At 66.2% G+C, this 26,767-nt stretch carries 22 protein-coding genes and 1 riboswitch; of the genes, 7 read left to right on the top strand and 15 right to left on the bottom strand.

Features of this window, described 5'->3' with window-relative positions:
* From GCN75_RS04305 to GCN75_RS04290, 4 genes are all read left to right on the top strand, one after another.
* A partial coding sequence (locus tag GCN75_RS04305) for a FecR domain-containing protein (RefSeq protein ID WP_152281505.1) occupies positions 1-745 on the top strand: 745 nt, incomplete at its 5' end.
* A 114-nt stretch (positions 746-859) separates the two neighbouring features.
* A complete protein-coding gene (locus tag GCN75_RS04300; RefSeq protein ID WP_152281504.1) occupies positions 860-3,334 on the top strand; it encodes a TonB-dependent siderophore receptor in 2,475 nt (824 codons plus the stop codon).
* On the top strand, positions 3,334-4,548 hold the full coding sequence (locus GCN75_RS04295; RefSeq protein ID WP_226941082.1) for a PepSY-associated TM helix domain-containing protein: 1,215 nt from the start codon (positions 3,334-3,336) through the stop codon (positions 4,546-4,548). The genes GCN75_RS04300 and GCN75_RS04295 overlap by 1 nt, the downstream gene beginning before the upstream one ends.
* Positions 4,549-4,640: 92 nt before the next feature.
* Positions 4,641-5,492: an aldo/keto reductase gene (locus GCN75_RS04290; RefSeq protein WP_152281503.1), complete on the top strand. Its 852-nt coding sequence runs from the start codon at positions 4,641-4,643 to the stop codon at positions 5,490-5,492.
* 31 nt (positions 5,493-5,523) lie between these two features.
* Here the strand turns inward: GCN75_RS04290 and GCN75_RS04285 are convergent, their stop codons facing one another.
* Both GCN75_RS04285 and GCN75_RS04280 read right to left on the bottom strand, forming a co-directional pair.
* Positions 5,524-6,069 carry an RNA 2'-phosphotransferase gene (locus GCN75_RS04285; protein ID WP_152281502.1) on the bottom strand — a complete coding sequence of 182 codons (546 nt, stop codon included), beginning with the start codon at positions 6,067-6,069 and terminating at the stop codon, positions 5,524-5,526.
* A 60-nt stretch (positions 6,070-6,129) separates the two neighbouring features.
* Positions 6,130-8,208, bottom strand: a complete 2,079-nt coding sequence (locus GCN75_RS04280; RefSeq protein WP_152281501.1) for a TonB-dependent receptor — start codon at positions 8,206-8,208, stop codon at positions 6,130-6,132.
* 94 nt (positions 8,209-8,302) lie between these two features.
* Between GCN75_RS04280 and GCN75_RS04275 the strand changes: the two genes are divergently transcribed.
* Complete coding sequence (locus GCN75_RS04275) at positions 8,303-9,520, top strand: response regulator (RefSeq protein ID WP_193317375.1); 1,218 nt, start codon at positions 8,303-8,305, stop codon at positions 9,518-9,520.
* Here the strand turns inward: GCN75_RS04275 and GCN75_RS04270 are convergent.
* Complete coding sequence (locus tag GCN75_RS04270; RefSeq protein WP_152281499.1) at positions 9,505-9,885, bottom strand: immunity 22 family protein; 381 nt, start codon at positions 9,883-9,885, stop codon at positions 9,505-9,507. The genes GCN75_RS04275 and GCN75_RS04270 overlap by 16 nt on opposite strands.
* A 2-nt stretch (positions 9,886-9,887) precedes the next feature.
* Positions 9,888-12,587 (bottom strand): polysaccharide deacetylase family protein, encoded by a 2,700-nt coding sequence (locus tag GCN75_RS04265; protein WP_152281498.1) that lies wholly within the window; start codon positions 12,585-12,587, stop codon positions 9,888-9,890.
* Positions 12,588-12,760: 173 nt separating this feature from the next.
* Between GCN75_RS04265 and GCN75_RS29815 the strand changes: the two genes are divergently transcribed.
* Positions 12,761-12,883, top strand: a complete 123-nt coding sequence (locus GCN75_RS29815; protein ID WP_264372532.1) for a hypothetical protein — start codon at positions 12,761-12,763, stop codon at positions 12,881-12,883.
* A gap of 39 nt (positions 12,884-12,922) precedes the next feature.
* On the opposite strand, the gene GCN75_RS04260 is transcribed toward GCN75_RS29815, so the two are convergent.
* Genes GCN75_RS04260 through GCN75_RS04225 form a run of 8 tightly spaced genes read right to left on the bottom strand, consistent with a single transcriptional unit; the run spans position 12,923 to position 20,728 of the window.
* Complete coding sequence (locus GCN75_RS04260; protein WP_193317374.1) at positions 12,923-13,981, bottom strand: ABC transporter substrate-binding protein; 1,059 nt, start codon at positions 13,979-13,981, stop codon at positions 12,923-12,925.
* 48 nt (positions 13,982-14,029) lie between these two features.
* Complete coding sequence (locus tag GCN75_RS04255) at positions 14,030-15,088, bottom strand: ABC transporter substrate-binding protein (RefSeq protein WP_152281496.1); 1,059 nt, start codon at positions 15,086-15,088, stop codon at positions 14,030-14,032.
* A 33-nt stretch (positions 15,089-15,121) separates the two neighbouring features.
* On the bottom strand, positions 15,122-16,003 hold the full coding sequence (locus tag GCN75_RS04250) for an ABC transporter ATP-binding protein (RefSeq protein ID WP_152281495.1): 882 nt from the start codon (positions 16,001-16,003) through the stop codon (positions 15,122-15,124).
* Complete coding sequence (locus GCN75_RS04245; RefSeq protein ID WP_152281494.1) at positions 16,000-17,280, bottom strand: MFS transporter; 1,281 nt, start codon at positions 17,278-17,280, stop codon at positions 16,000-16,002. The genes GCN75_RS04250 and GCN75_RS04245 overlap by 4 nt, the downstream gene beginning before the upstream one ends.
* A complete protein-coding gene (locus GCN75_RS04240; protein ID WP_152281493.1) occupies positions 17,273-18,037 on the bottom strand; it encodes an ABC transporter permease in 765 nt (254 codons plus the stop codon). The genes GCN75_RS04245 and GCN75_RS04240 overlap by 8 nt, the downstream gene beginning before the upstream one ends.
* Positions 18,034-18,888 carry an ABC transporter permease gene (locus tag GCN75_RS04235; RefSeq protein WP_152281492.1) on the bottom strand — a complete coding sequence of 285 codons (855 nt, stop codon included), beginning with the start codon at positions 18,886-18,888 and terminating at the stop codon, positions 18,034-18,036. Before GCN75_RS04235 ends, GCN75_RS04240 begins: the two co-directional genes overlap by 4 nt.
* On the bottom strand, positions 18,885-19,958 hold the full coding sequence (locus GCN75_RS04230; protein ID WP_152281491.1) for an ABC transporter substrate-binding protein: 1,074 nt from the start codon (positions 19,956-19,958) through the stop codon (positions 18,885-18,887). Before GCN75_RS04230 ends, GCN75_RS04235 begins: the two co-directional genes overlap by 4 nt.
* Positions 19,959-19,978: 20 nt before the next feature.
* Positions 19,979-20,728 (bottom strand): class II aldolase/adducin family protein, encoded by a 750-nt coding sequence (locus GCN75_RS04225; RefSeq protein ID WP_152281490.1) that lies wholly within the window; start codon positions 20,726-20,728, stop codon positions 19,979-19,981.
* Between the two features lie 226 nt (positions 20,729-20,954).
* Here GCN75_RS04225 and GCN75_RS04220 point away from each other — a divergent pair, with 226 nt between their 5' ends.
* On the top strand, positions 20,955-22,007 hold the full coding sequence (locus GCN75_RS04220; protein WP_152281489.1) for an ABC transporter substrate-binding protein: 1,053 nt from the start codon (positions 20,955-20,957) through the stop codon (positions 22,005-22,007).
* A gap of 65 nt (positions 22,008-22,072) precedes the next feature.
* Here the strand turns inward: GCN75_RS04220 and GCN75_RS04215 are convergent, their stop codons facing one another.
* The 3 genes from GCN75_RS04215 to GCN75_RS04205 all read right to left on the bottom strand — a co-directional run bounded on the left by GCN75_RS04215 (position 22,073) and on the right by GCN75_RS04205 (position 26,753).
* Complete coding sequence (locus GCN75_RS04215; protein WP_152281488.1) at positions 22,073-22,573, bottom strand: 6,7-dimethyl-8-ribityllumazine synthase; 501 nt, start codon at positions 22,571-22,573, stop codon at positions 22,073-22,075.
* A 170-nt stretch (positions 22,574-22,743) separates the two neighbouring features.
* Positions 22,744-22,905: riboswitch (FMN riboswitch) on the bottom strand.
* Positions 22,906-22,979: 74 nt separating this feature from the next.
* On the bottom strand, positions 22,980-25,376 hold the full coding sequence (locus GCN75_RS04210) for a TonB-dependent receptor (protein WP_152281487.1): 2,397 nt from the start codon (positions 25,374-25,376) through the stop codon (positions 22,980-22,982).
* Positions 25,377-25,598: 222 nt separating this feature from the next.
* Positions 25,599-26,753 (bottom strand): LLM class flavin-dependent oxidoreductase, encoded by a 1,155-nt coding sequence (locus tag GCN75_RS04205; RefSeq protein ID WP_152281486.1) that lies wholly within the window; start codon positions 26,751-26,753, stop codon positions 25,599-25,601.
* Positions 26,754-26,767: the final 14 nt, after the last annotated feature.

Raw genomic sequence — 26,767 nt, 5'->3', positions numbered from 1 at the left:
CACGGGCCGCCGGCGCGCCTTGCAGCTGCTGGGCCTGATCGCGGCGGGCGGCGGCACGGCGCTGCTGGCGCACGACTCGCCGCTGTGGCAGCGCACCGCCAGCGACTACCGCACGGCTGTTGGCGAGACGCGCGCCATCGTGCTGGCCGACGGCACGCAGCTGGTGCTGGACACGGCCAGCGCCATCGACGTGCACTATGGCGCCAACGAGCGGCGTATCGTGCTGCGCGCGGGCGCCATCCTCGTCACCAGCGCGCATGAAGCGGCGGCAGTCTATCGTCCGCTGCTGGTGGAAACGCCGCAAGGCACGGCCACGGCGCTGGGCACGCGCTTTTCCGTGCGCCTCGGCGATGGCGCCAGCCGCGTGGCCGTGTTCCAGGGCGCCGTGGCCCTGCAACCGTCGCAGGACGGCGCCGCGCCCGTGCACCTGCAGGCGGGCCAGCGCGCCGGCTATACGCGCCACGCCGTGCACGATATCGGCACGGTGGAAGACAGCGCCGCCGCCTGGGCGCATGGCAGCCTGGTGGCCGAGCGCATGCCGCTGGGCGAGCTGCTGGCGGAACTGGGGCGCTACCGCCATGGCGTACTGCGCTGCGACGAGTCCGTCTCCGGCCTGCGCGTGACGGGCGTGTTTTCCCTGCGCCATACGGACCGCTCGCTGGCCAACCTGGCCGCCAGCCTGCCCGTGCAGCTGGCCTACCGCACGCGCTACTGGGTCAGCGTGGGGCCGCGCCCCGCCTCTTGAGCGGCACCGTCAAAAATAAATTCAAAATAAGTGAAAAAACGTTGAGGGTTTTTGCTTTTCGTTCGGAATACGGGAAGAACAAAATTTTTCTCCCCATTCCCAAGGATATGCACCATGCCCCACCGCTCCACCGCGCCCGCCCGCAAACTGCGTCCGTTTCCCCTTGCCGCCGCCATCCAGGCCCTGTTCCTGGCAGGCGCCGCGGCGGGAACCCTGGCCATCGCGGCCCCTGCCGCCCGCGCCCAGGCGCTTGAGAATACGCAAGCCAAGCGCCAGTACGCAATCCCCGCGGGGCCGCTGGAGCGGGTCCTGACCACGTTCGCCAGCGCGGCCGGCGTGGAACTGTCGGCCGATGCCACCCTCCTGCAGGGCAAGCGCAGCGCCGGCCTGGCGGGCAGCTATACCGTGCGCCAGGGCTTCGAGGAACTGCTGCGCGGCCAGGGCGTGCGCGTGGTCGATGGCGCCAATGGCGCGTATGCGCTGCGGGCCGAGGCCACGGCCACGCAGCCGCAGCCGGGCGCACCGGCGCAGGCCAGCGCCACCCTGCCCGCCATCACCATCAGTGCCGCTGCCGACCGCGAGACGGCCACCGGCCCCGTGCGCGGCTATGTGGCGCGGCGCGCCGCCTCGGCCACCAAGACAGATACGGCCCTGAATGAAAACCCGCAATCCGTGTCCGTCGTCACGGCCGATGAAATCAGCGACCGCAATGCCGAATCGCTCGATGAAACCCTGCGCTACACGGCCGGCGTGACGCCGAACCAGCGCCCGCTGGGCAGCGACGATTCCTCGCTGCTGCGCGGTTTCACCATCGAGACGACGGGCATCCTGCAGGACGGCTTGCGCAATTCGGGCCGCACCTTTGGCGCTTCCATCGAGCCATATGGGCTGGAGCGCCTGGAAGTGCTGCGCGGCCCCGCCTCCGTGCTGTACGGGCAGATACCGCCGGGCGGCATGGTCAACGCCGTCAGCAAGCGTCCCAGCGCGGACGCCGTGCGCGAAGCGGGCGTGGAATACGGCAGCTACCAGCGCCGCCAGCTGAAAGCCGACGTGGGCGGCACGCTCGATGCGCCCGGCGCCTGGACCTGGAGGATCGTCATGCTGGGCCGCGAAGCCCGGACGCGGCTGGCCCGCGACCGCGACAACCGCCTGTATGTTGCCCCCTCGCTCACATGGCAGGCGGGTCCCGCCACGCGTCTGACCCTGCTGGCCCGCTACGAAAAGGACAACCAGCAGTACGCATTCCCGAACCAGCTGCTGCAACCGGGCCCGCGGGGCCAGGTGGACCCCGGGGTCAACCTGATGGGCGACGACAACCGCTTCAAGCGCCGCAACACCATGCTGGGCTACGAGTTCGAGCATGCGTTCAACGACACCTGGTCGCTGCGCCAGAACCTGCGCTACACGCGCCTGAACAACGACCGCACGGACATGTTCCCCGGCGGCCTGAACGATGACGGCACGGTGGAGCGCTATTTCTGGCCCGTCGACACGGATTCGAAAAGCCTGTTCGCCGACACGCAGCTGCAGGCGCGCTTCGCCACGGGTGCCCTGGCGCACCAGGTGCTGCTGGGCGTCGATTACGCCCATATCCGCAACACGGACGAATACCGCTACCAGAAAGGCTTTGTCGAACCGCTCGACCTGTACCGCCCCGTGTACGGCAAGCAGCCGCTGGTGCCGTCGAAAACGCCGACCCGCGCGGACGCCCCGTCGCGCCAGCTGGGCCTGTACGCGCAGGATCAATTGAAATGGGAGCGCTGGGTGGTGACGGCCGGCCTGCGCCGCGACAAGGCCACGCAAGCGCGCGACGTCATCGACCTGGCCAGCGGCGCCGTCAAACCCGATTACCACCAGTCGCCATCGGCCACCACGGGCCGCCTGGGCGCCGTCTACCTGTTCGATGGCGGCTGGGCGCCGTACGTCAGCTACGCCAGCTCGTTCTCGCCCGAACTGGGCACGATGGCGGGCGGCGGTGCCTTGAAACCGTCGCGCGGCAAGCAGCTGGAAGCGGGCGTGCGCTACGAACCCGCGGGCCAGCGCGCCAGCTACACGGCCGCCGTGTTCGACCTGGTGCGCGACAATGTCTCCACGTCCGACATCGGCAACCCGGGCTTCCTGCTGCAGACGGGACAAGTCAAGGCGCGCGGCGTGGAACTGGAAGCGCGCACGGAATTGGCAAGCCGTCTGAGCCTGATCGCCCAGTACACCTATCTCGATACGGAAGTGACGAAGAGCAATAACGGCGACCTGGGCCTGCAGCAGCCGGGCGCGCCGCGCCACAGCGCCTCGGCCTGGGCGCGCCAGTCGTTCAGCATGGGCGAGGCCCTGCCCGCGTATGCGGCGCTGGGCATGCGCTTCCTGGGCGCCATGCGCTCCAATTCGGACGGCGACAACCTGAACATCCGCAATGGCGGCCTGACGCAGTGGGATGCGGCGCTGGGCGTGTCGCGCGGACCGTGGCAGTTTTCCCTCAACGTCAACAATGTGCTGAACAAGCAGACCCTGTATGACTGCGGCTACCTGCCGGGCCTGTGCTACCGCAATGCCGAACGCACGGCCAACGTCAGCGCCATGTACAGGTTCTGATGCCGGCGCTGCACATGCGGCCCGCGCTGGCGGCCATGCACCGCTACGCGGGCCTGCTGATGGCCGGCTTCCTCATCGTGGCCGGCGTCACGGGCAGCGCGCTGGCGTGGAAGGATGAACTGGAGGCGGCCCTGCTGCCCGCCGTCTTCCGCGCAGCGCCGCCCGCGCCCGGCGCCGCGCCGCTCGATGCCCTGCAACTGCGCGACATGGTGGCCGCGCGCTTCCCGCAGGCGAGCGTCACGTACGCGCCCCTGTCGGCGCCGCCCGGCCGCAGCATGCAGTTCTACCTGCGCCCGGCTGGCGAGGCGCCGCTGGCCAGCAATGAAGTCTTCGTCGATCCCTACACGGGCGCGCTGCTGGGCCGGCGCCAGTGGGGCGATATCGGCCAGGGCGCCATCAACCTGCTGCCCTTCATCGAGCGCCTGCATTATGCGCTGGCGCTGGGCGATACGGGCTTGCTCGTGTTCGGCCTGATCGCCATCCTGTGGACCGTCGACTGCTTCATCGGCGCCGCCCTGACCTTCCCCGCGCGCCTGAAAAAACGCTCGCCCGGCAGCAAGCCGTGGTTGCTGCGCTGGCGTCCTTCGTGGCTGCTGCGCCGCCATGGCGGCAGCTATAAACTGGTATTCGACCTGCACCGCGCGGGCGGCCTGTGGCTGTGGGCCATGCTGCTGGTGTTTGCCTGGAGCGGCGTCGCCTTCAACCTGTACGGCGTGTATGCGGCCGTGATGCAACCGCTGTTCCCGCACCAGGGCGCCGAGGAAATCGTGGCCCGGCACGCGCCGTCGCCAGGGCCGCAGCTGGACTGGCCGGCCGCGCGCGCGCAGGGCCGCCTGCTGATGGCGCAGCTGGCGCACCGGCACGCGTTTGACATCATCGAGGAAAACGCGCTCGCGTATGAACGCGAACTGGGCGTGTACAGCTACCACGTGCGCAGCAGCCGCGACGTGCGCGCCCACAAGGGCCTGACCACCGTCTTTTTCGATGCGGCCAGCGGCCGGCAGCTGGCCGCGTGGCTGCCCACGGGCGCCGCCAGCGGCGACACCATCCGCAGCTGGATCAGCGCCCTGCACATGGCCTCGATGTGGGGCTGGCCTTTCAAACTGTTCATCTGCGCCATGGGCGTGCTGGTGGCGGGCCTGAGCGTGACGGGCGTGCTGGTCTGGCGCCGCAAGCGCCAGGGGCAAGCCAGGGCGAAAGCCCTCATTCATTAGCACGGCTAATGAGGCCATGCCGGTTCCAGCCGCTTATCAACGGGTGGATTAGGCCGTAGAGTAGCTGCTGTCTATTACCGAAGGAGCTTGCCATGGAGCGCGTCACCCTGAACAACGGCATCGCCATGCCCGTCGCCGGCTACGGCGTCTTCCAGATCCCGGACCCCGCCGAATGCGAGCGCAGCGTCATCGAGGCCATCGCTTCCGGCTACCGCCTGATCGATACGGCCGCGTCCTACCTGAACGAGGCCGCCGTCGGCCAAGGCATCGCCCACGGCGGCGTGGCGCGCGAGGAGCTGTTCGTCACCAGCAAGCTGTGGGTGCAGCACACGGGCTACGAGCGCACCACGCAAGCGATCGACGAGTCGCTGCAGCGTTTGCAGCTCGAGTACCTGGACTTGTACCTGATCCACCAGCCGTTCGGCGACGTGCACGGATCGTGGCGCGCCATGCAGGACGCGTATCGCAGCGGCAAGCTGCGCGCCATCGGCGTGAGCAATTTCCACACGGACCGCCTGATGGACCTCATCGCCTTCAATGACGTCGCGCCCGCCGTCAACCAGATCGAGATCAACCCCTTCCACCAGCAGGCGGACAGCGTGGCCTTCATGCTCGAACACGGCGTGCAGCCGCAGGCGTGGGCGCCGTTCGCCGAAGGCCGCAACCAGCTGTTCCATAACGAACTGCTGCTGGGCATCGCCGCCAGGCACGGCAAGTCCGTGGGCCAGGTGGTGCTGCGCTGGCTGACGCACCGGGGCATCGCCGTGCTGGCCAAGACCGTGCGCCCCGAGCGCATGGCGGAAAACCTGGCGATCGACGATTTCGACCTGAACGAAGCGGACATGGCCGCCATCGCCACCCTGGAAACGGGCACCAGCAGCTTCTTTTCGCACCGCGACCCGGCCATCGTCCAGTGGATGGCGGCACGCAAGCTCGATATCTGAGCCCGCGTAGCAGGGGCAGTCCGCCTCCTCGTCAGGGAAAAGCGATGAAGGCCTGCGGCACGGCGTCCGCCAGCCACACGCCATTGTCCGCCACGTAGAACATGTGACCGTGCTGCTGCATGGCGGCCGCATCCACCGTCAGCACGACGGGCTTGCCGTGGCGCGCGCCCACGGCCACGGCCGTTTCGCGGTTGGCAGACAGGTGCACGTGATTGCGCGATCCGGGCAGCAGGCCGTCAGCGCGGATCGCCTCGACGAAACGGCTGGCCGTGCCGTGGTACAGGACGGCAGGCGGCGTGGCGGGCGGCAGAGCGATATCGACGGCGGCCAAGGAGTGGCCCTGGTTGGCGCGGATGCGCAAGCCGTCGGCGCTGATCGCATAGCGCGTCTTGCTGTCGCGCGCCACCACGTCATCTAATTGTTCACGGGAAAGGCGCCGGCCATGCCGGGCCGCCTGGGCCAGCAGCTGGCCGATGTCGGCCCAGCCCTGGGGATCGAGCGCGAGGCCGATTTTTTCAGGCGCGTGGCGCAGTATGAGGGAAAGGAATTTGCTGGTGTGTACTAAATTATCTGTCATTCAATATTGTGGGTAACGACAGGCGCCCACAGCGGGCGCCATGGCCGCAGTCTACCCCTTTTAAAACGCATATGACAAGGTCAGGCGCGCGGAACGGGGTTCCACGGGATGGAAATGCCGGTCGTTAACGCCCTCCTGCGCTTCGCCGGGCAGGCGCGACGCGTAATAATAATCGATGTCGCTGGCCCGTTTGTTGAACAGGTTGAACACGTCGAGCGACAGCCGCGTCCTGCGGTTGAGCTGATACGCCACGCGCGCGTACGCCAACGTCGTCGAGGCGGAGCGCACGCTATTGTCTTCGATCAAGGGACGGGGGCCGAAGTAGCGCAGCTGGAAGGCGCCCGACCATGGCCCCTGGTCCGTCACCGTCACGCCGAACGAAGCCACCTTGTCGATCGAGCCGGGAATGAAATTGCCTGCCGGGTCATCTTGCGTGTAGCGCGAGCGCGAGGCGGCCAGGTCCAGGTCGAACAGCAGCCATGGCGCGGCGATGTAATGGTTGTTCCATTCGATGCCGTGGCGGCGGCTGGCGCGGCTCGGTTCCGTTTCGCCTGCGTCGCCCACGAACAGCAGTTCGGACGCGATATCGAGGCGCCACAAGGCCAGCGAGCTTTGCAGGCCCGGCAGCCATTCCGTGCGCGCCCCCAGTTCCACGCCTTTGGTCGGCACCAGGGGCGTGACGGGCGCCGATGGCGTGCCGTCGGGCAAGCGCGTCTGCGTCGTGCCCCGTGCATCGTTGCTGTGAAACCCCTTGCCGTAGTTGACAAAAAATTCCGTCTTGCTCCACGGACCAAGAATCAATGACAGCTTGGGCGACACCACATGGTCGCTTGCCGTGCCGCTGTTGCCGTCGATACTACTGTCGACTTTGAAACGGTAGGCGTCGTAGCGCAAGCCCGCCACGGAACGCAGCCAGGGCAGCCATTGCACGGTGTTTTCGCCGTACAGGCCGATACTGGCCTCGCGCACGCGGTCTTCGCGCACCGTGCTTTGCCGGATGCGCTCCACCGTGTTATACAGGCCCACGGGCGACAGCCGGTCGTAGCGGGCCTGCACGCCCAGCTTGTTGCGCATGGCGAGCCCTGCCAGCTCCGTGTTCCAGCTTTCGCTGGCATTCACGCCCGCCACCGTGCGCCGCTCGCTCTGCTGGAACTGGTCGCCTGCGGCCGGGTTGGCCAGGAAATAGGTGAAATCGCTGTCCAGTTCCAGCTGCGAGCGGATCAGGTAGGCGTCGAACTCGAACAGGCGGTTCTCCGTGCGCTTGCGCATGGCGTAGGACAGGCTGTAGCGCGAGGTGTCGCCGCCGTCGCTGGGCGCCAGCGAGCCGAAACGGCCGATCTGGCCCGATTCCACGGCGCGCAGCGGCACCTGGTCCGTGGCATTCCAGCTGTTCTTGTACGCCATGCCCGTCACGCTGAACCCGTCGTCCGCCGTGCCCTGGCTGTAGCGCAGCACGCCGCTGTATTTACGCACGTGTTCCGGCACGTCCCAGGGGCCATTGTTGCGGTTCACTTCCAGGCCGTACAGCAAGGTGCCGGGACCGGCGCCGAGCGAATCGGCCACGACGCCGCGCACATAGCCATGCTGGCCCACGGACATGCTGGCCTGGCCTTGCGGCAATTTGTCGGCCAGGCGGATGCGCGCCGCCCCGGCCGAGGCGAAATCGCCTTCGCCCGCGAAATACGGGCCTTTTTTGTAGTCGATGCGCTGCACCAGCTCGGGAATGAGGAAATTGAGGTCGGAATAGCCCTGCCCATGGGCGTGGGTGCGCATGTTGACGGGCATGCCGTCCACATACGTGGCGAAATCCGTGCCGTGGTCCAGGTTGAAGCCGCGCAGGAAATACTGGTTGGCCTTGCCGTCGCCGCTATGCTGGGTGACGATCAGCCCCGGCACGAATTCCAGCAATTCGCCCGTGCGCAAGGCGGGCCGGTTGACGATCAATTCGGTCGTGATGACGCCTTGGCTGGCCGCATCCGACGTGCCGACGGCGTTGTCGTAGTGGCCCGTCACGCGCACGGTGCGCGCTTCTTCGGCCCCTGCGGCGGCATCGGCCGGCCCCTGCGCCGCCACCTGGCGCCCCATGCCCAACAATGCCAGTGCACAAGCTGCCACCAGTTTGCGTTTTCTCAATAGCATCGCATCTCCAGTTTTTATGATGTCAGTAGAGGCTCCTACGGACTATATACGCTGCGGGTTGGTGCCTGGATTCAGCATTTTTCAAGGAGCCGCCGTGGACCCGAACGACAGCGTTGGCAAGGCAGCAACTACCGCCGCCGTGCGCAAGCGCGACGTGCTGCCGTACATCCTGCTGTTCATCCTGCTGGCGGGCTTGCTGGCCGTGCTGGCGGGCGCCCTGCTGCCGCCCTACTACCACGCCGTGCCGGCCCTGCTATGGAGCCTGGGCTTTTGCGTCAGCGGCATGCTGCTGGGATTTCTGTTCGGCATCCCCCGCACCCTGCCCTCGGGCACCGTCAACATGGCGCCGCCCGACGAGCGGACGAATGCCAAGGGCCGTCCCACGGACGAGCCACCTGCCGCAGCGGCCGATGCGGCCGCCAGCAGCGCCAGCAACACCCTGTTCCTGGGCACGCCCACGCCCATGGAAATCAATTCCAACCTGGTGGAGGTATCGGACTGGCTGACGAAGATCATCGTCGGCGTGGGCTTGATCGAGCTCAAAAGCCTGCCCGGCAGCGCGCGCAGCATGGCCGCCTTCATCGCGCCCAGCCTGGACACCGACACGCCCACGGCCATGGCCGTGGTGGGCGGCATCATGCTGTTCTTTTCCGTGCATGGCTTTTTGATCGGCTACCTGCTCACGCGCATCTATCTGTCCATCATGATCAAGCGCGCCGACAGCATGGTCAAGAACGAGTCCGTGCGCCTGGAAAGCGGCAAGGAAATCGAAGTGACGGAACTGAGCCGCTTGCAGCAAAAGTCGCTCGACGACATGCAGGAAGCCGTCACGCAGCTGTTGCTGGCCCATCCGCCGGACGGGGGCGCCGCCGTCACGGCCCTGGCCGGCATGCCGACGGCGCAAAAACCGGCCAGCCTGGTGCTGTGGCTGGACGACCACCCGCGCAACAATACCTTGCTGGTGGAACAGCTGGAACGGGAAAACATCAAGGTGGACCAGGCCGTGTCGATGCGGCAAGCGCTGGCCATGCTGCAACAGAAACACTATGCGCTGCTGATCACGGACATGGCGCGGGTGGAAAACCGCCGGCGCATCAAGGATGCGGGCGTGCGCACGGTGCGCGAAGTGCGGCAGGTCCAGCCCGCGCTGCCCATCGTCGTGTATTGCAGCAAAGATACAGTCGCCAGCTACGGCACGGAAGCGGAAGCGGCGGGCGCCCGCTTCATCACCACCTCGGGCACCAGCCTGCTGGCCAGCGTCAACAAGCTATTGCACGAAGAGCGCGAAGATGGCGCTCAGTCAGCGCCGTAGGTATAGCTGCCCACGTGGTGCAGCGAACAGCGCTGCGGATGCGCCAGCCGGTTGGGCGCAAACACGCAGATGCCCGTGTCGGCCAGCACGCCTTGCGCATCGCCGTCCGCGCATGCCTGCGCCAGCCAGCTGTCGCCATACGACACGCCATCGAGCAGCTGCGCCAGCGGCGCGGGCGCCGCCAGCATCGCGCTTTCCATGCAGGCGGGCTCGTAGTGCGTGAGACCCGTTTCCAGGAAAAACGGCGACGGCACGGCATCCCCATCGTCCGTGTACGTGGGCGACAGATACGCCTGCAGCGCTTCCCAGTCGGGGAAGCGGCCGCTGCAGGCAAACACGTGGACGATGGGCACGCTGTCGGCCATGCTTACAGCTTTTCCATCTTTTGCCGCACGGCCGGCGCCGTCGAGGCCGTCGGCGCCAGTTCCAGATAGGTTTTATACGCGGCTTTTGCCTTGGCGGCGTCGCCGGCCTTGGCATACGCGTCGCCCAGGTTCAAGTAGGCAATGGCGCGCGACGGGTCCATCTTGACCGTGTTTTCAAACCAGCGGGCCGCTTCGCGGTATTTTTCCTGCTTGTAGAAGACAAAACCCAGGTTGTTGGCCGCCAGCGCAAAGTCGGGCCGCAATTTCAGCGCTTCCGTAAACTGCGCTTCCGCCGCCGCATATTGTTTCTCCTTGTACAGCTGCAAGCCCCGGTCGTTGGCCCGCTGCGCCAGCTGGCGCGTGGAGCTGGGCACGGCGCCCGGCGTGACGATCTTCTGTTCGCCGCCCTGCAAATCCTTCACCGTGACGCTGGCCGCTGCCGGCTTGGCGTCCAATTTGCTATTGAGGGCGATGGCTTCCGTCGACAGCTGCGTCGTGTTCGGGCTGAGGAACTCCGTTTCGCCCGGCAATTCGAAGACGAAATCGCCCCCTTCCGAGCCGGGCAGGCTGCCGAACGCGGGCGTCTGGTTCGATACGCTGGACACGGCCGGTGCCACATAGGCAGCCAGTTCCGTGGCCGTGATCAAGCCGTCGCCGTTCAGGTCGCCCTTGCCTGCCAGGCCTTGCAGCAAGGTCCACGTGAACACGGAGTGGCCGTTCGGCCCGCCATCGGCCACCAGCTGGTCGCCGCCGCCCGCCGTCAGCATTTGCCGGCCGATGCGCTTGGCGTTGTCGCGCAGGAAGGAGCTGGAACCGGCGCCGCGCGTCAGGCCCAGGCCGCTGTAGCAGGCATCCATGACGAAGAACGCATGCTTGGCCGTGAGGCTCTCCGCGATATTCTGGATTTCCGTCATCGGGATCGCATCCGTGGCGAACTGGGCCGGATCGGAATCCACGGGCACGATATAGCCGAGGTCGCGCCCGGAACTGAGCTTGCGCGTGGCGCCGTGGCCCGCGAAGAACACGAAGATGCGGTCATTCTTTTGCACGCCGCCATGGGCCAGCTTGTCATGGAAGGCGGCCAGGATATTGTTGCGCGTCGCTTCGCCATTTTTCAGGGTCACGACGCGCTCGGGCGCGAACGCGAATTTCTCGATCAGGGTTTCGCGGATGCCCTGCGCATCGCGCACCGCATACTGCAATTTCGGCCATTTCGCATAATCGTCGATGCCGATCACGACGGCCCAGGAATTCGCGTAACCCGTGGTGACGGGCACTTTCTCGGGCGCGGGCGCTGTGCTTTTCGCCACCTGGAAACTCGTGCCATCCCAGCCCGCGAATTGATAGCCTTCGGCGATCAGCTTGTCGAGCACGGCAGGCAAGGCTTTCACCGTGCGTTCATGAATGTCGTGGAACAGGACGATGCCCCGTCCCGCCTTGTCGACGGACGCCAGCACCCGGTTCGTGATGGAGCTGGGCACGGGGTCGGCCCAGTCCAGCGAATCGATATTCCACATCACGGATTTCAAATGCGCATCGGCCAGTGCGGCCATGCCTTCGCTGTTGCGCGCGCCATATGGAAAACGGAACAGCGCGGCCCGCTCGGGGCTGATGGCCTTCAATAAAGTGTCGGTGCCGAGGATTTCGCCTTTCAGCTTGTCGCCCGTCTGTTTCGACAGCTGGGCGTGGCTGAAACTGTGGTTGCCCACGGCATAGCCTTCTTTCATCAGCTTGCGGCTCACTTCCGCGCCTGCGCCCAGCTTGGCGTGGCCTTCCGCGTCCAGGCTGCCCAGGTTGCGGCCCACGTTGAAGAACACGGCCGGCACGCCATACTGTTTCAGGATGGCGCTGATTTCTTCCGTGTAGCGGCGGTGCGGGCCGTCGTCAAAGGTCAGCACGATGGTTTTCTTCGGCAAACCGAGGCCGAAGATTTCCGCCTCGTCCTTCTTGGCCGCAGGCTTGGCGTCGGGTATGGAACCGGCCGGCGGTGTTGCATAGGGCACGACGATGCCGTTTTCCTTGAGGATCTGTTCGCGGCTGTACAGCTTTTTCAGCTGCGCCACATAATCGTCCCACCGTTCGCGCTTGAGTTCGATGGCGCGCTGGCCCAGGTTGCCGAAGATTTGCCGGATTTCCTTCTCGTAATTGCGCTCGATCTCGCCCAGCGCATCGAGATCTTCCGAAATGCGCTTGTGCAGCTTGATCGCTGGCAAGGAGGAATCCTTGGCCACGTCGGCCAGCATGCTTTGCAGCAGCTCGCGGAAAGCCAGGCGATCCGCATCGTACAGGCCGGGATCGGATTCGATATAGGTGAGAAGGCTGTCGAGCGCCTCGAAGCGGCCCGGATTCGTGGGCGCCGTCAGCTGGTCCAGCGCTGCGTCCAGCCTGGCGATGCGTTCCTGGTTTTCATGGAACAGCGCTTGCCCCACTTTACGGGCTTCATCGCGCGCGCCTTCGGACAAGCTTTGCTCGTCGGCCAGCAGCACGATGATCTTGCGGAAATTGCCCAGCAGGTCGCGGAACTGGCTGGCCACGGCGGCCGTGTCGGCACCGGCCTGCGGCGCGGCGCCCTGGCTGCCGGGCGCGCTGGCGGGAGTACCCGGGGTGGCGGTGGCGGCTGGACGGGTGTACGTATAAATGCCGGCCCCAGCGGCGAGTGCCACGACAACGGTGGCGGCGATCTTGATCGGCTTGGAAGTCACAGGCTTGTCATTCCCTTCACATACTATGCATAGAATTCAGATGGCGCGGATGCGCGAGATGCATAATTGTAGAGCACGCTTGGCAAAATGCTCATCCGCACGCTGAATTTCGGCAATAATATGGCTATAAAGATGACAACCAAGCTCCATCGAGCATAAAAACAGGAAAGACGATGCACAAGAAACTCTGCGCCGCTGCGCTGATGCTGGGAATGGCCCTGATGCTGCTGCAATTGCGCGCGCATGCGGGCGATGGCGTGGTGAAACTGGTGGGGCGCGTGTGCCTGCCCCACTAAGCTGCGCCCCGCAGTGAACCACCCTCTCCTCTTGCTGCACTACACCTTGGCCGGCTCCCAGTAACTGGCCAGCCCCAGTTTTTTCAAGCCCGCCGCCACGAAACGCGGTTCCAGCAACTCTTCCGCCGTCAACGGCTGGCGGATCAGCTTTTGTTCCTGCGCAAACGCCAGCACCCGGCGGTAATGGCGGTACACGGCATCGTCGTACAGGGGCGACCAGCGTTCCTTCCACTGCAAGCCGGGATCGTCATAGCTGCGCCGCACCACGCTGTCGGGCGTGCCGTTGCGCGTGCCATCCTTGATCACGGCTTCGCGGTTGCCATCGAGCGCCGCCCAGTGCTGGGCCCGCAGCCAGGCCGTGGCCACCAGCTCGGCGATGTCGGGATGGGCTTGCGTAAAGTCGCGCCGCGCCCACAGTTCCGCGCGCATTTTACGCTCGGGCAAGCCCTTGCTGGACCAGATGATGCGGCCGATGCCCTTGTCTTCCAGCGGATAGCCATTGATCATGAACAAGGCGTCGACGGCGCCCGTGGCCAGGGCCGCCGTGCCCGGTTTCAAGTCCATATTAATCAGCCGAAAATCCGTGGGCGACATGCGCTGGTCGGCGATCAGCTGGCGCAAGCCCAGTTCCCACGGCCGGCCCCGGTGCACGCTGATGCGTTTGCCTTTCAACTCGGCCAATGACGTGGCGCGCGAACTGGTGGGCACCAGCAGGAACTGGTCCGTACCCCGCCCCGCCGGCACGATCACCTGCGTGCGCACGCCGCCAGCGTTCAGTATCACGGACGGCAAGTCGCCGTACGCGGCCATGTCGATGCGCCCGCTGGCGAACGCTTCGTTCATGGTGGCGCCCGTGTCGCCCGTGACGGGCAGCCATTCCAGCCGCACGCCTCGCTGCCTGAGTTCGCGCGCCAGCCAGCCTTCCTGCTGCACCCGGTAAGCGATGCCGCCCAGTTCCGCCTTGCCGTTTTCCGCAAAGCCCGTCGAGGCGATGCGCAGGGCCGCCGGCGGCGCCCGCGTCGCTTTCACCGCGGCCGCGGCCGCCTTTCCCGCCAGGGGCAGCAAAGCCAGCCCGCCCATCACCGTGCGTCGCCGCATCGCATTCTCCTCATCATCGAGCATGGCCACCGTTGACGTGCTTCCCGCTCAGGTTGCGCGGCGCGTCAGCGCCAGCGCCGCTTCGAAAGGACGGGGATCGATCCACGCGCGCACGTCGACCTTGCTGGGCAAGAAGTTCCAGCGGAACAGGAAATCGCTGAAATCCTGCAAGCCCGCGACCGACGTTTCCGCCAGGTCCGTGTCCAGGCGCAAATGCGCATCCTTGCCGTAAGCCACGTGCACCCAGTGCTCGCTGGCATTCGATTCGCGCGCGAGGAAGCGCCGCGTGTCGTCCGCGTGGCCCCGCGCCCACGCTTCGGCCCGCAGCACCTGCTCCACCAGGGTCACGGCGGAAGAAAAATGGTTGTCCAGCAAGTGCGCATCGACGCTCAGGGTGCGCGGCGTGCCGTTGTTAGCGCGGATCAAAGGTTCGGGATGGCTACCCGTGTCAATCACCGTGTGCAAGCCGAACTGCTGCGCCAGCTGGGCGGCCGAGGCGCCCTTGAGGAAAATGGCATCCACCTCGCCCCGCAAAAGGCCCAGCAATTCCGGGCTTTGCCCGCCCCGCCGCGCGCCGCTGAACAGATTCGTTGCCGCGCCCTTTTCCGGCGGCGCTACACTCTGGCCCGTGTTGACCACATAATCGACCAGTTCCACGTCGGCAACCGCCAGCCCTTCCAGGCTCAGCGCATTTTCCAGCCCCCGCAACGCTTGCGCGCGCGCAAAGTCGATCTGTGCCTTGCGCCATAGTGGCAAGCCGAAACGCCGGCCCTTCAAGTCGCGCACCGTGGCGATGCCGCTGCCGGGCAAGGTCAGTATCAGCTGCGTCTCGTCCGACCACGACAGGCCGATCACGCGCGTCTCGCGTCCCGCCGCGCGCGCCCACAGGGCGGGGATATTGCCGCCGTGGCGCACGGAATTTTGCAAGGTATGGTCGAAATGCGATTCGCGCACGGCTTCCTGCTCCGATTCGCGCAAGGAGCGCAAGCTGGTGCCGTCCGCGCGCAAGGCCTCTTCCAGCCAGCCCTGCTGCAAGGCGATCCCCAGGCCCGTCGGGACGGGGCAGCGCGTGTACCACAGGGTGTCGAGTGCATTGTTATTGCTCATCTTGTCTCTCCAGGTTGATGAATATCAAAAAAACTACAGCGCCATCCTGCGCGCCCATTCATTGCCATCCCATAAGCTGCTGGGGTGTTCTTCCTGCACCACGGGCGCATGCGATTCGTCGAGGTCGCTGAAATCCCCATGCAAGCCGTCGCGGATGGCGACAAAGCCCGGAGATCCCCGCTGGCGCGGGTGGGCCAGCGGCACGTCCTGCACGCGGCGCACCTTGCCCGGGCGCGCGTCGAGCACGACGATGCGGTCGGCCAGGTAGACGGCTTCGTCGATGTCATGCGTGACCATCACCATGGTGATGCCCTCGTCCTGCCACAATCGGCGCAATTCCTGCTGCAGGCGCAAGCGGGTCAGCGCGTCGAGCGCGCCCAGCGGCTCGTCCAGCAGCAGCACATCGGGCCGTCCCACGAGGGCGCGGGCAATCGCGGCCCGCTGCGACATGCCGCCCGACAATTGATGCGGATACGCATCCGCATAGCCATCGAGGCCCACGCGCGCGATTTCCGCCGCCACGCGCGCTTCGCGCTCGGCCAACGGCACTTTGGTGTTGCTGAAAGCCACGGCCACGTTCTGCTGCACCGTCAGCCACGGGAACAGCCGGTGGTCCTGGAACACGAGGCCCCTTCGCAGATCCGTGCCACGGATAGGCACGCCATCGTGCAGCAGCAAGCCCGCGTAGTCCGTGTCCAGGCCCGCCAACAGGCGCAGCAGGGTGGATTTTCCGCAGCCGGAAGCGCCCACGATGGCGACGAATTCACCGGGTGCGATGGTCAGGGAAATGTCGTCGAGCACGGGCAGCGGCGCGCCTTTCAGCGCAAACGACTTGCTCACGTGCTGCACCTGCAGGCCGCCGCTCAGCTGCGGGCGTTGCGGCAACAGGGCCGAGGGGGAAACGAAATCATTCATGGCGCACTCTCTGCGGTGGGGGCGAGGGAAGAAACGGCGGCGGGCGGCGCCCGGCGCAGCCAGCGGCTGCCGTGGAAAACCAGCCAGGCGGCCAGCCAGGGAAACAGCCAGATCAGGAACACATTGCGCAAGCCCGTCAGGTCGGCCAGGCGGCCCGCCGCCAGCGCGCCGGCCGTGCCGCCCACCATGCCGAACAGGGTCAAATGGGCGGAAACACGGGCCTTGTCGACGGGCGCGCGGGCGATATTGTCCGTATTGACGAGGTTATTCACGCCCAGGCCCAGTCCCAGCAGCACGGACGCGGCCAGGTAGGCGATGCTGTCCGGCCACAAGCCCAGGATCAGCAAGGCGCCCATGATGGCCAGGTGGGCGCCGCCATACAGTTGCTCGCGGTAGCGGCTGGCCAGCACGAAGCGTCCCAGGAACAGCAGCACGAGCACGCAGCTCAATCCCTGCACGGCCATCAGCCAGACGGAGTGGTGCGCAGGCCAGTGCAGCACGCGGATGGCCAGCAAGATGGAAAACACGCCCACGCTGGACGCCGTGAAGCTGGCGAGGATTTCGAACAGATAAGTAACGCGCACGACAGGCAGGTGCAGCAGTGCGCGCAGGCTGGCCGCGCCCGGCTGCGACGCATGGCCAGCCTGCTTGCGGGGCGCCGTGTTGTCTGGCAACGTATTGTTGGGTAATACGTGCCAGCCCAGCACGGCCAGGATGGCGAACATCAGGGCCGAGATCAAAAAGCCCGCTTTCAGTCCCAGCTGCGCGATCAGGTAATTGCCGCACAGGGGGCCCAGGAACTGCATGCCGAGGATCAAGGTGCCCTTGTACCAGCCCGCCTTGCCCTGCCCCAGTTCCGGCAAGCGCACGAGAAACACGGTGCTCATGGCCACGATGCGCAGCGAAATGCACAGCCCCACCAAAAACATCAGCAGGGCCACCCATTGCCAGCCGGGCAGCCACGGCAGCACGCAAAAGGCCAACGCCAGGCTCAGGCTGACACCGGCATACAGATGCTTCGGGTTGCCGCGCGAAAGAATGTAGCCGGCCGGAATGGTGCCCAGCGCCATGGCCAGGGTTTCCGCGCTGCTGATCGTGGCCAGCTGGAAATTGCTCACATGTAAATGCAAACCCAGCAAGGTGGCCAGCACCTTGTTCATGCCGATGATCACGCCCGACAGCAGGGTCAAGCCGATAAAGCGCAGCAAAAAGGCGCGCAGCTCGCCGTCGCGGGCAGTGACGGCTGCGTCAGGCTGGAATGGCAAGGATTCACTCACTGCTGCGCCCCTTCACCAGCAGGCGCGCGAGACGCGCAAACGCCACGTTCATCGCCTGCGCCAGCAAGGCGATCACGAGCACGGCCAGCAGCACGACATCCATGCGGCCCGATACCTCGCCGTTGAGCAGCAATGACCCCATGCCGGGACCGGCCGCAAACAGCAGCTCGCCGCCCAAACACGCCAGCCAGGCGAACGCCAGCGCATGCGTGACACCGGTGACGATGGCCGGCATGGCGCCCGGCAGCAACACCTGGCGCAAGGTCTGGGCGCGCGTCAGGGTCAGCACCTGCCCCACTTCGCGCAAGCGCCCATCCACCTGGCGCATGCCCGCATACGTGTTGAGCACGGTGGGATAAAAGGCGGCGATGGCGATCACCAGCAGCTTCGCGCCGTCGCCATTGCCCACCCACAAGCCCAGCAAGGGGATCAGGCCCAGCAACGGAACTTGGCGGATGCTGTGGAACAAGGGGCCGATCAGGCGGTCCGCCAGCGGCGACTGCGCCATCAGCGCGCCCGTGACGATGCCGGCGCTGCCGCCCAGCAGCAAGCCCGCCACAGTGCGGCCCAGGCTGGCGCGCAGATGCACCCACAGCTCGCCCGTGACGAGCAAGTCGCGCAGGCTGTGCGCCAGGTCGCCCAGCGACACGAAGATATACGCGGCGGCCGCGCCCTGGCCGGACGCCCATTGCCAGGCCCCCAGCAAGGCCAGCGGCAGCAGCGCGCCCTTGATGATCTGGATCAAACGCTGTTTCATGTGGCGCCTCCCTTACCATCGCCACTACGCTTCCAGCGCATCAGCCGCGATTCCAGCGCGTGGCAAGCGCGGTCCAGGCCGAAGCCGATCACGCCCGTCAGCACCACGCCCACCATCACCACGTCGAGGCGGAACATTTGCCGGCCCATTTCCATCATCTGGCCCAGGCCGCTGTCGGCGGCCAGCAACTCCGCGCCCACCAGCACCATCCACGAACGCGACAGGGCGATGCGCATGCCCGTCAATGCGGCCGGCACGATGGCGGGCAAGACGATCAGGCGGATGCGCTGCCAGCGCGAGAAACAATACACGTGCGCCACCTCGAAATAGCGCTGCGACAGGTTGCGGATGGCGTCATGCACGGCCAGCGCGACGATGAAGAAACTGGCCTTGGCGACGATAAACACCTTGAAACTCTCGCCGATGCCGAACAGCAGGATAAACAGGGGGATCAGGGCGACGGTGGGCAACTGGCGCAAGATATTGAAAGTGGGATCGACGTAGCTGCGCAAGCCGGGGGACAGGCCCAGCACGACGCCGAACGCCAGGCCACCGCTGGCACCCAGGCCGAAACCGGCCAGCAGGCGGAACAGGCTGATGCCCAGGTGCTGGCCCAGCTCGCCGCTTTCGGCCAGGTCGGCGGCCGTCAGCAGTACTTGCCAGGGCGACATCAAGATGTGCGCGGGCATCCACTCGAAGGTGGTGGCCGCCGTCCACAGCAGGAGCAAGGCCAGCGGCGAGGTCCACACGGACCAGGGCGAGCGCACGAAGCGCTGCAGCAAAGGGACAGAGGCTGCACGCGCTGGTGCGGCGGCGCGCGGCAAGGCGACGGCGTTGACGAGGGAAGTCATGGCGTCCAGTACGTTTGCAATTTCAGCTGCGCCAGCGCCTGGTTGACGAACTGGGGCGCGAACAGGCTGTCCACTTGCAGGGGCCGCCCGATCAGGCCCGCGCTCTTCGCATAGGCCGCCTCGCCCACGTAATGCTGGCGCAGGCTGGCCGTAAACAACGGCGACCAGCGCGCCTGCCACGGCGTGTGGTCGCCCGCCAGTTCGCGCCGTACCACGCTTTCCACCTGGCCCGCAGCCGCCTCCGTGCGCACGTATTCCTCTTCGCCGCCCGCGCCGGCGGCACGGTGGTGCTCGCGCACATAGGCCGTCACCACCAGCTGGGCCAGCTGCGGATAGCGCTGCAGGAAACCGCTGTCGGCCCACAATTCGGCCCGCATCTTCCAGTCCTGCGGCGGCGCCTTGCTGGACCAGATGATCTTGCCCACTTTTTTATCTTCCAGCAGGAAGGCGTCGCTGAGGGTAAAGAAGGCGTCCGCGCCACCCGTCGCCACGGCTGCCGCACCCGCCTGCGGATTCAGGTTGAGGATTTTGACGTCGCGCAAAGTCATGCCGTTCGCTTCCAGCAGGCGCGCGAACGGGTATTCCCACGGCCGGCCCCGGTGCAAGGCAATCTTCTTGCCCTTCAAGTCCTTGATCGAGCGGGCCGTGGAACCGTTCGGCACCACCAGGTAGGTGTTGTTGGCGCTGCCGCCGGGCAGGATCAGCCGCGTCTGCAAGCCCGAGGCATTGGCGATAATCGACGGCAAGTCGCCATACTGGGCCAGGTCGATCGAGCGGTTGGCAAACGCCTCGTTGACTTGCGTCGCCACGGAATTGGTGGTGACGGGCACCCATTCCAGCTTCACGCCCAGCTTGCCCAGTTCGGCCGCCAGCCAGCCCTGCGCGGCCACCTGGGCGGCGGAGCCGGCAAACACGGTCTTGCCGGACGGTGCCGTGCGGGCCACGACGGCGATGCGCACGGCGGCCGGCAGCGGCTCGACGGCGGCCGCGAAGGCTGGCGCCAGCAGGCTGGCCGCCACGATGGCGGCAGACAGCTTGCGCCAGCTCAAACGTAATGATTGCAATGACATCTGGGGCCTGTTCTTGAAAGTTATACCAGGTCGGTGGCAGGTAACAAAGACAGCGCGCGCGCCGTATCGATCAGCTTGCTCATCTTCCATTGCTGCAGCAGCACGCCGGGACCGAAATCGCGCGAACCGCCGATGGCTTCGGCCGCGATCTGGATCTTCGCGCCCTCTTCCAGCAGCAGGATGAATTCAGCCAGCTTCAGCAAGCCCTGCTTGCCCCACACGGTGGCGCCGCCATTCGCTTCCAGGATGGCCGTGGCATGCGTGTTGCGGGCGATTTCGCCGAGGATGAAATCGACTTCCGGCTGGCGGCGGTCGATATAGATGGGAATTTCGCGCACCAGCTGGTAGCGCTGCACGGGCACATAGCGGATCGGCAGGGTGCGGTGCGTCTGCGCCCACGCGCCCAGCGACGGCGAATGCACGTGCGAAATCGAGCTGACCTCGGGCCGCTCGCGGAACAGCTTCAGGTAGCGCGCGCCGCCGTTGTTCGCGTCGCCCACGAGCACCGTGCCGTCCAGCGCCAGCACGGCCGCCTTCAGGGGCTGGCCGCGGCGGAACGGGCCGGGATCGTTGACCACCACGACCTTGTCGCCGCCCGGCGTGCGCTCGACGAAGCCCACCGTGCCGTTGGCCGTCAGGCTGCCCGTCTCGCGCAAGCCGTCGAAGGCGATCTGCGCATCGCGGCGCACCTGTTCCACGAAGGCCAGTTCGGCCGCCGTCAAATCCTGCACCTGTACTTGTTGTGCTTCTGCTTGTGCCACGTCCGTCATGTCATGCTCCATTCTGTGGGGTTGGGATACGGGTCAGTCCTGTCCCTAGTTTCGCAAGACGCGTGCCAGGGCCGGGGCCGGGGAAAATGGTGGGGCGCTGCTGCCTGCGCAACAGCGGCTGCTGGCGCGGCAGCAGCGCTGCCGGCACGCGCTGTCGGCCAGCCAGCAAGCGGCGCGGGCACGTTTCCTGCACGGTGCAAGGCTCCACCCACCACGAAAGCATCCCATGACTACCGCAACCGCCCCCGCCGTCGATACCGTCTGGTTTACCCGCTGCCCCGTGCCCACGGCCACGGGCCTGGCCTACAAACTGGGCTGGCTGGACGAAGAATTCGCCCGCGACGGCATCGCGTTAAAGACCCTGCAGGAAGTGGGCGGCGAACTGGCGCGTCACCATTACGACCATGGCCTGTCCACGCTCGTGCGCGAAGGGGGCAACCTGCTGGCCCTGCCCGCCCGCGCGCAAGGGGCGCCCACGCGCCTGATCGGCCTGACCTGGATCGACGAGTGGCAAGCCATCCTCGTGCGCCCCGGTTCCGGCATCACGAAGCCCGCGCAGCTGCAGGGCAAGCGCCTGGCGCTACCCGTATTCCGCGCCGAAGACTTGCGCGACAACCGGCGCGGACGCAGCATCGCGCGCGGCATGAGCCTGGCCGGCTACAAGGGCGTGCTGGCGTCCGCCGGCTTGACGCTGGACGATGTGCAACTGGTGGAAGTGGGGGCCGACGCGCCAGCGCAAGCCAATCTGGGCGCAGGCCTGTGGCAGGGCATCGCGCCGCTGCTGCGCGGCGAAGTCGATGCCGTCTACGTGAAAGGCGCGGCGGCGGCCGAAGCGGCCCGCGCGGCGGGGCTGGCAGTGGGCATCGATATCGACGCCCTGCCCGACCGGCGCTTCCGCGTGAATAACGGCACGCCACGGCCGATCACCGTGCATGCAACGATGCTGGAGCAGCATTTCGAGCTGGTCGTGCGCTTTTTGACGCAGACCCTGCGCGCCGCGCACTGGGCGCGCAGCCACAAGGAAGACGTGCTGGCCATCCTGCAGGGTGAAACACGGGCCGGCGCCGACGCCGTGGCCGAAGCCTACCGCGACGGTTTTCACCTGACCCTGGCGCCCGACCTGTCGGAGGAAAAAGTGGCGCTGTTCCGCCAGCAGAAGGATTTCCAGCTGCGGCAAGGCTTCCTGGACCGCGACGTCGATATCGATGACTGGATAGACCGCCGCCCCCTGGAAGAAGCGCAGCGGCGGCTGGACGCGCTGCTGCGGCAGGCCGCATAAAGAAACGGGGCCAGCGCACGAACAGGCGCTGGCCCCGGAGACTACGGCATCAAGGCAAACGCGCCCTAGGCAGCCAGGGCTTCGTGCGGTGCGGCGGCCGGTTGCGCCAGCCGCTGCAGCGAGCGGATGGTGGCCGCACATGCGGCGGCCAGTTCCGCGCCCTTGACCTTGAAATGCTGGAAGTAGAATTCCTGGTGCTCGTGGCCCGCGTGGAAGTGGTGCGGGGTCAGCACGGCCGACAGCACGGGCACGCCCGTCGCCAGCTGCACCTGCATCATGCCGGAGATGACGGCATCGGCCACGAAGTCATGGCGGTAGATGCCGCCGTCGACCACCAGCGCCGAGGCGGCAATCGCCGCGTACCGGCCGCTCCTGGCCAGCACTTGCGCGTGCAGGGGGATTTCAAAGGCGCCGGCGACATCGACGATATCGATCTCGCTCTCGGCAAAGCCCAGGGCCGCCATGTCGGCGATGAAGGACAAGCGGCATTGCGCGACGATGTCGCGGTGCCAGCCCGCCTGGATGAAGGCGATGCGCTTGCCTGGTGCTGCGTGTGCTTGTGACATACAAAAGACTCCTGTTTTTAAAAATAACAAAAAACAGGGCATGGGATCGAAGGGGATATCGCAGGCGCATGAAAGCCACGCCCAACTGCGCATGCAGGCACGCGCGCCCGCGCACCGACGGCAAGGCCGTCCATGCGCCGGGCGTATGCCGGCACCAACACAATGATGCATCCCGCTCTCTCTTTATCCGGACTATACCGTCGGCCCCGGAATCACACCAGGTCTGCTGACCTTGCCGGCCAGGTCCGAAGACCGCGCCGGCAAGCGCTCGCGGGCTAGGCACGCATGCCATTACCGCCGGTGGGGAATCGCACCCCGCCCTGAGAACGTTGCGTGGCCGCCGCACCGGGTGCGGCAGCCAAGCCCGGCGACTATAGCATATCGCCCCTGTCCCTGCCCCGCGCGATCAGAACTGCACCGTGTACGAAGCGCCCACCGTGCGGCCCTGGCCGATGATCACCGTGTCGCCGTTGACGGCGCCCGGCACGAAGCTGGTCAAGGTGTGGTTGCGGTAGACCTTGTCGGCCAGGTTGTTGGCATACGCCGTGATGCGCTGCTTGCCGCCCGGGAGCACATACGACAGGCGCGCATTGGCCAGCGCGAAGCCGCCCTGGTTCAGCAGGTCGCGCGCCGCGCTTTGCGGGTCCACATAGTAGTACTGCTTCGACGTGTAGCGCACGTCGCCGCTCAACACCAGCTGCGCGCCATTGCCCAACGGGTAGCGGTAGTCGGCCGCCAGCAGGGCCGTCACGTGGGGCGAGCGCACGAATTCATTGCCGGAGCGGTCGCCGCCATTGTTCTGGATGGCGAAGTCGTCGAATTCCGTGCGCAGCAGGCCCACGTTGGCGTTGATGTGCAGGTTGTCCGTCGGCTGCGCCTCGATTTCGAATTCCGCGCCGTTCACGTGGGCCTTGCGCACGTTCTGCAGGTAGTTCACGCTTTGCGTGGGGTCGCCGTTGTACACGCCCGTGATATTGACCTGCACGTTCTTGTAATCGTAATGGAAGACGTTGGCGTTGAAATTGAGGCGCCCGTCCAGCCATTCGGACTTGATGCCCGCCTCGAACGAGTTCAGGGTTTCCGGCTTCACCGTATTGAGCGCGCGCACATCCGTGGCGCTCGTGTTGTAGCCGCCCGACTTGATGCCGTGCGCGTACTTCAGATAACCGCGCAGGGTGCGGCTGAAGCGGTATTCGGGCGTCACGTCATACGTGAGCGCATTCCACGTGGTCGACGGATTCGACGTGAAATTGTTGTTGGCGACCGCGACGGCCGTGTAATTGCCGCCCTTGACCGTGTTCCACCAGTTCGACGCATCGCCGAACGTCACCGTGTTCGATGCGGCCTGCACGCGCTGCAAGTCGAGGTCCTTGGTTTCCGTGGTCCAGCGCAAGCCAAACGTGGACAGCAGCTGCTCGCTGAAGTTGACGGTCGTGCTGCCGAAGATGGCCGCGCTGCGCGCCTTGTGCTGGTAGACGGTGCGGTTATAGCCGACGGGCTGCGTGCTGCCCGCCAGCGCCGGCACAGTGCCGTTGGGCAGGCGCGCGCCGGCCGAATCGGAGTCGATCTTTTCATTGAAGTAGAACAGGCCCGCCACCCAGCTCACCGTGCCGTTTTGCGGCGACGTCAATCGCAGCTCCTGCGACACCTGCCGGCTGCTGGCCTTCGAACGGCTGCGGCCCACTTCCAGCGGCGTGTTGTCGCTGTCGCCCGTGGCCTCGTTGCGGAAGTTTTCATAGCCCGTGATGGAAGTGAGGGTCAGCTCGCCCAGCGCATATTCGAGGTTCAGCTGGGCGCCGCCCTGTTTCACGTCGCTGTCGGCCGGCGCATTCGTGCTCACGTCGTCGGGATTGGTGCTGGGGACGTAGCCGTTGCGGTACACGCCATTAGCGCCGTAGCTGGCCACGGTGGTAGTCGCGCCCTTGGTCGTGTAGTCGCGGTAATGCAGGTTCAGATTGGCCGTCAGGTCGCGCCCGATCAGGGCCTTGAGCTGGCCGCGGATGGCGCTGTCCTTGAGTTTTCCATCGCGCTCGCCCGTAAATTGGTTGTGGAAGCGGCCCTCGCCTTGCTGCTCCGTGTGGAAGGACAAGCGCCCCGCCAGCACCTCGTCGACCAGCGCGCCGCCGATGGCCCCTTCGGCCAGCTTGGTGTCGTAGCTGCTGTAGTCAAACTTGGCGTAGCCGCTGGACTTGAACGACGGTTTGCGCGAAATCACGTTGATGGCGCCGCCCGTCGTGTTCTTGCCCCACAAGGTGCCCTGCGGGCCACGCAGCACTTCCACCCGGTCCAGGTCGAACAGGGGAAAGCCCGTGGCGCTGGAATTGCTGATGTAGACGTCGTCGAGGTAAAAGCCCACGGGATTGGGAAAATCGATCTGCTGCTGGCCCGCGCCCACGCCCCGTATCCACCAGCGCGGACGGCCATGCTGCTGCGTGCCGGCCGACGCATTGGGCACATAGTTGAGGATTTCGCTGGCCGAGCGGCCGATGCCCGTGTCGAGCAGCTCCTTGCCGCCCAGGACGGTGATCGCGCTCGGTACTTTTTGCGCCGATTCCTCGCGCTTTTGCGCCGTCACCGTCACCGATTGCAGCGAGGCGCCTTCGCCGGCGCCGCTGGCGTCGGCAATTGCGACGACATCGGCGGGCGCCGTGTCGGCCGGCGCATCGGCCCACGCCATGCCGGGCGCCAGGCACAAGCCGCCGATGGCAAAGGCCGAGCGCAGCGCGCGGCGCAGCGGCGTCAAGTGAAACGGAAATGGGGAAGAGAGTACGGAAACGGCGGCGGGGGCAGTCGGACGGCGCATGGGTGATTATCCTTGATGAAAGTCAAAACGCGAGATGGTGATGACTGTCATTGCAAGGCGCATGCCCGCTGCCGCAGCGCAGCAAAATACGACTCAAGTGCTTGATTTCAAAGGAAGACTATCATCACGATAGCGCTGTTGATTTGGCAGCAGCGGCGCCGCCGCGTGCTGCCTGCGCGACAGCAGGCGGTGGCGCTGCTGTCGCGGCAACAGGTGTGGGGGTCAGGCGGCGCGCAAGAGCGCCGCCGTATGTCCGCGCACGAGGGGCAGCACTTCCTCGCCCACCCGGTACGCCTCTTCCAGGTGCGGCGTGCTGGCCAGGATGAAGGCGTCGGCGCCCAGCTGCACCAGCTCGTCGAGGCGTTCGGCCACCTGCTGGTAGCTGCCCACGATGCCCTGCGTCTGCCCGCCCCGCAGCAGGTTGAAGCCGGACCAGATATTCGGCGCCGTGATCAGGTCCTTGTAGCTGTTCAGGGTGGTCGGGCGATTGCCCCGCTGGCGCGCCGCGCCCACGGAATCGCCGCCATCGGCGCCCAGGAACTGGCGCAGGGTGGCCGCATCGACGGCCTCGAAACCCTTGCGCACCTCGTCCCACGCCTCTTCTTCCGTGGCGCGGGCCACGATGTCGACGCGCACGGCGCACTTGATCTTGCGGCCCAGCAGCGCCGTCTTTTCATGCACGCGGGCGAATTTCTCGCGCAGCTGCTCGAACGGCTCCAGCCACGTCAGGTAGTAATCGGCATGCTTCGAGGCGGAGCCGAGGGCCGCGTCGGACGAACCGGAAAAATAGATCTCGGGGAAGTCCTGCTCCGACAGGGGCGTGGCCAGGCCCGCATCCTCCACCTGGTAGAACTTGCCCTGGTAGGAAAACGGTCCGCCGCGCCACACGCCGCGCACCACGTCGAGGAACTCTGTCGTGCGCGTGTAGCGGTCGTCGTGGCCAGCCGAATCGCCCCACCACAGCTGCGCCGGACCGCCGCCACCCGTGATCACGTTGTACAGGGCACGCCCGCCCGTGGCCCGCTGCAGGCTGGCCGTCATGCGCGCGGCCACCACGGGATTCAAAAAGCCGGGCTGGAACGGGATCATGAAGCGGAAGGTGCGCGTTTCGCGCGCCAGCAGCGCGGAAATGGCCCACGGCTCGTCCGTCATGGGAAACGAGGGAATCAAGCCGCCCTGGAAACCCGATATTTCAGCCGCGCGGGCGATTTCCGCCAGGTAGTCGATGTAAGTAAAGCCGTCGGCGCCGCCGCCACCGAGGCCGGCCTGGCGCAGGTTGTCATTGCCGGGAAACCAGTCGCCGCGAAACGGCGTGCGGGCGCGGTGCGAACTCGGTTCGCCATGCGTGGGGATGCGCCAGAAAAAGTCGATAGCCATCAGGGTACTCCTTC

It is taken from the genome of Janthinobacterium violaceinigrum (genome assembly GCF_009208555.1).
Taxonomy (GTDB): Bacteria; Pseudomonadota; Gammaproteobacteria; order Burkholderiales; family Burkholderiaceae_D; genus Janthinobacterium; species Janthinobacterium violaceinigrum.
This window is presented reverse-complemented; position numbering and strand designations above follow the sequence as displayed.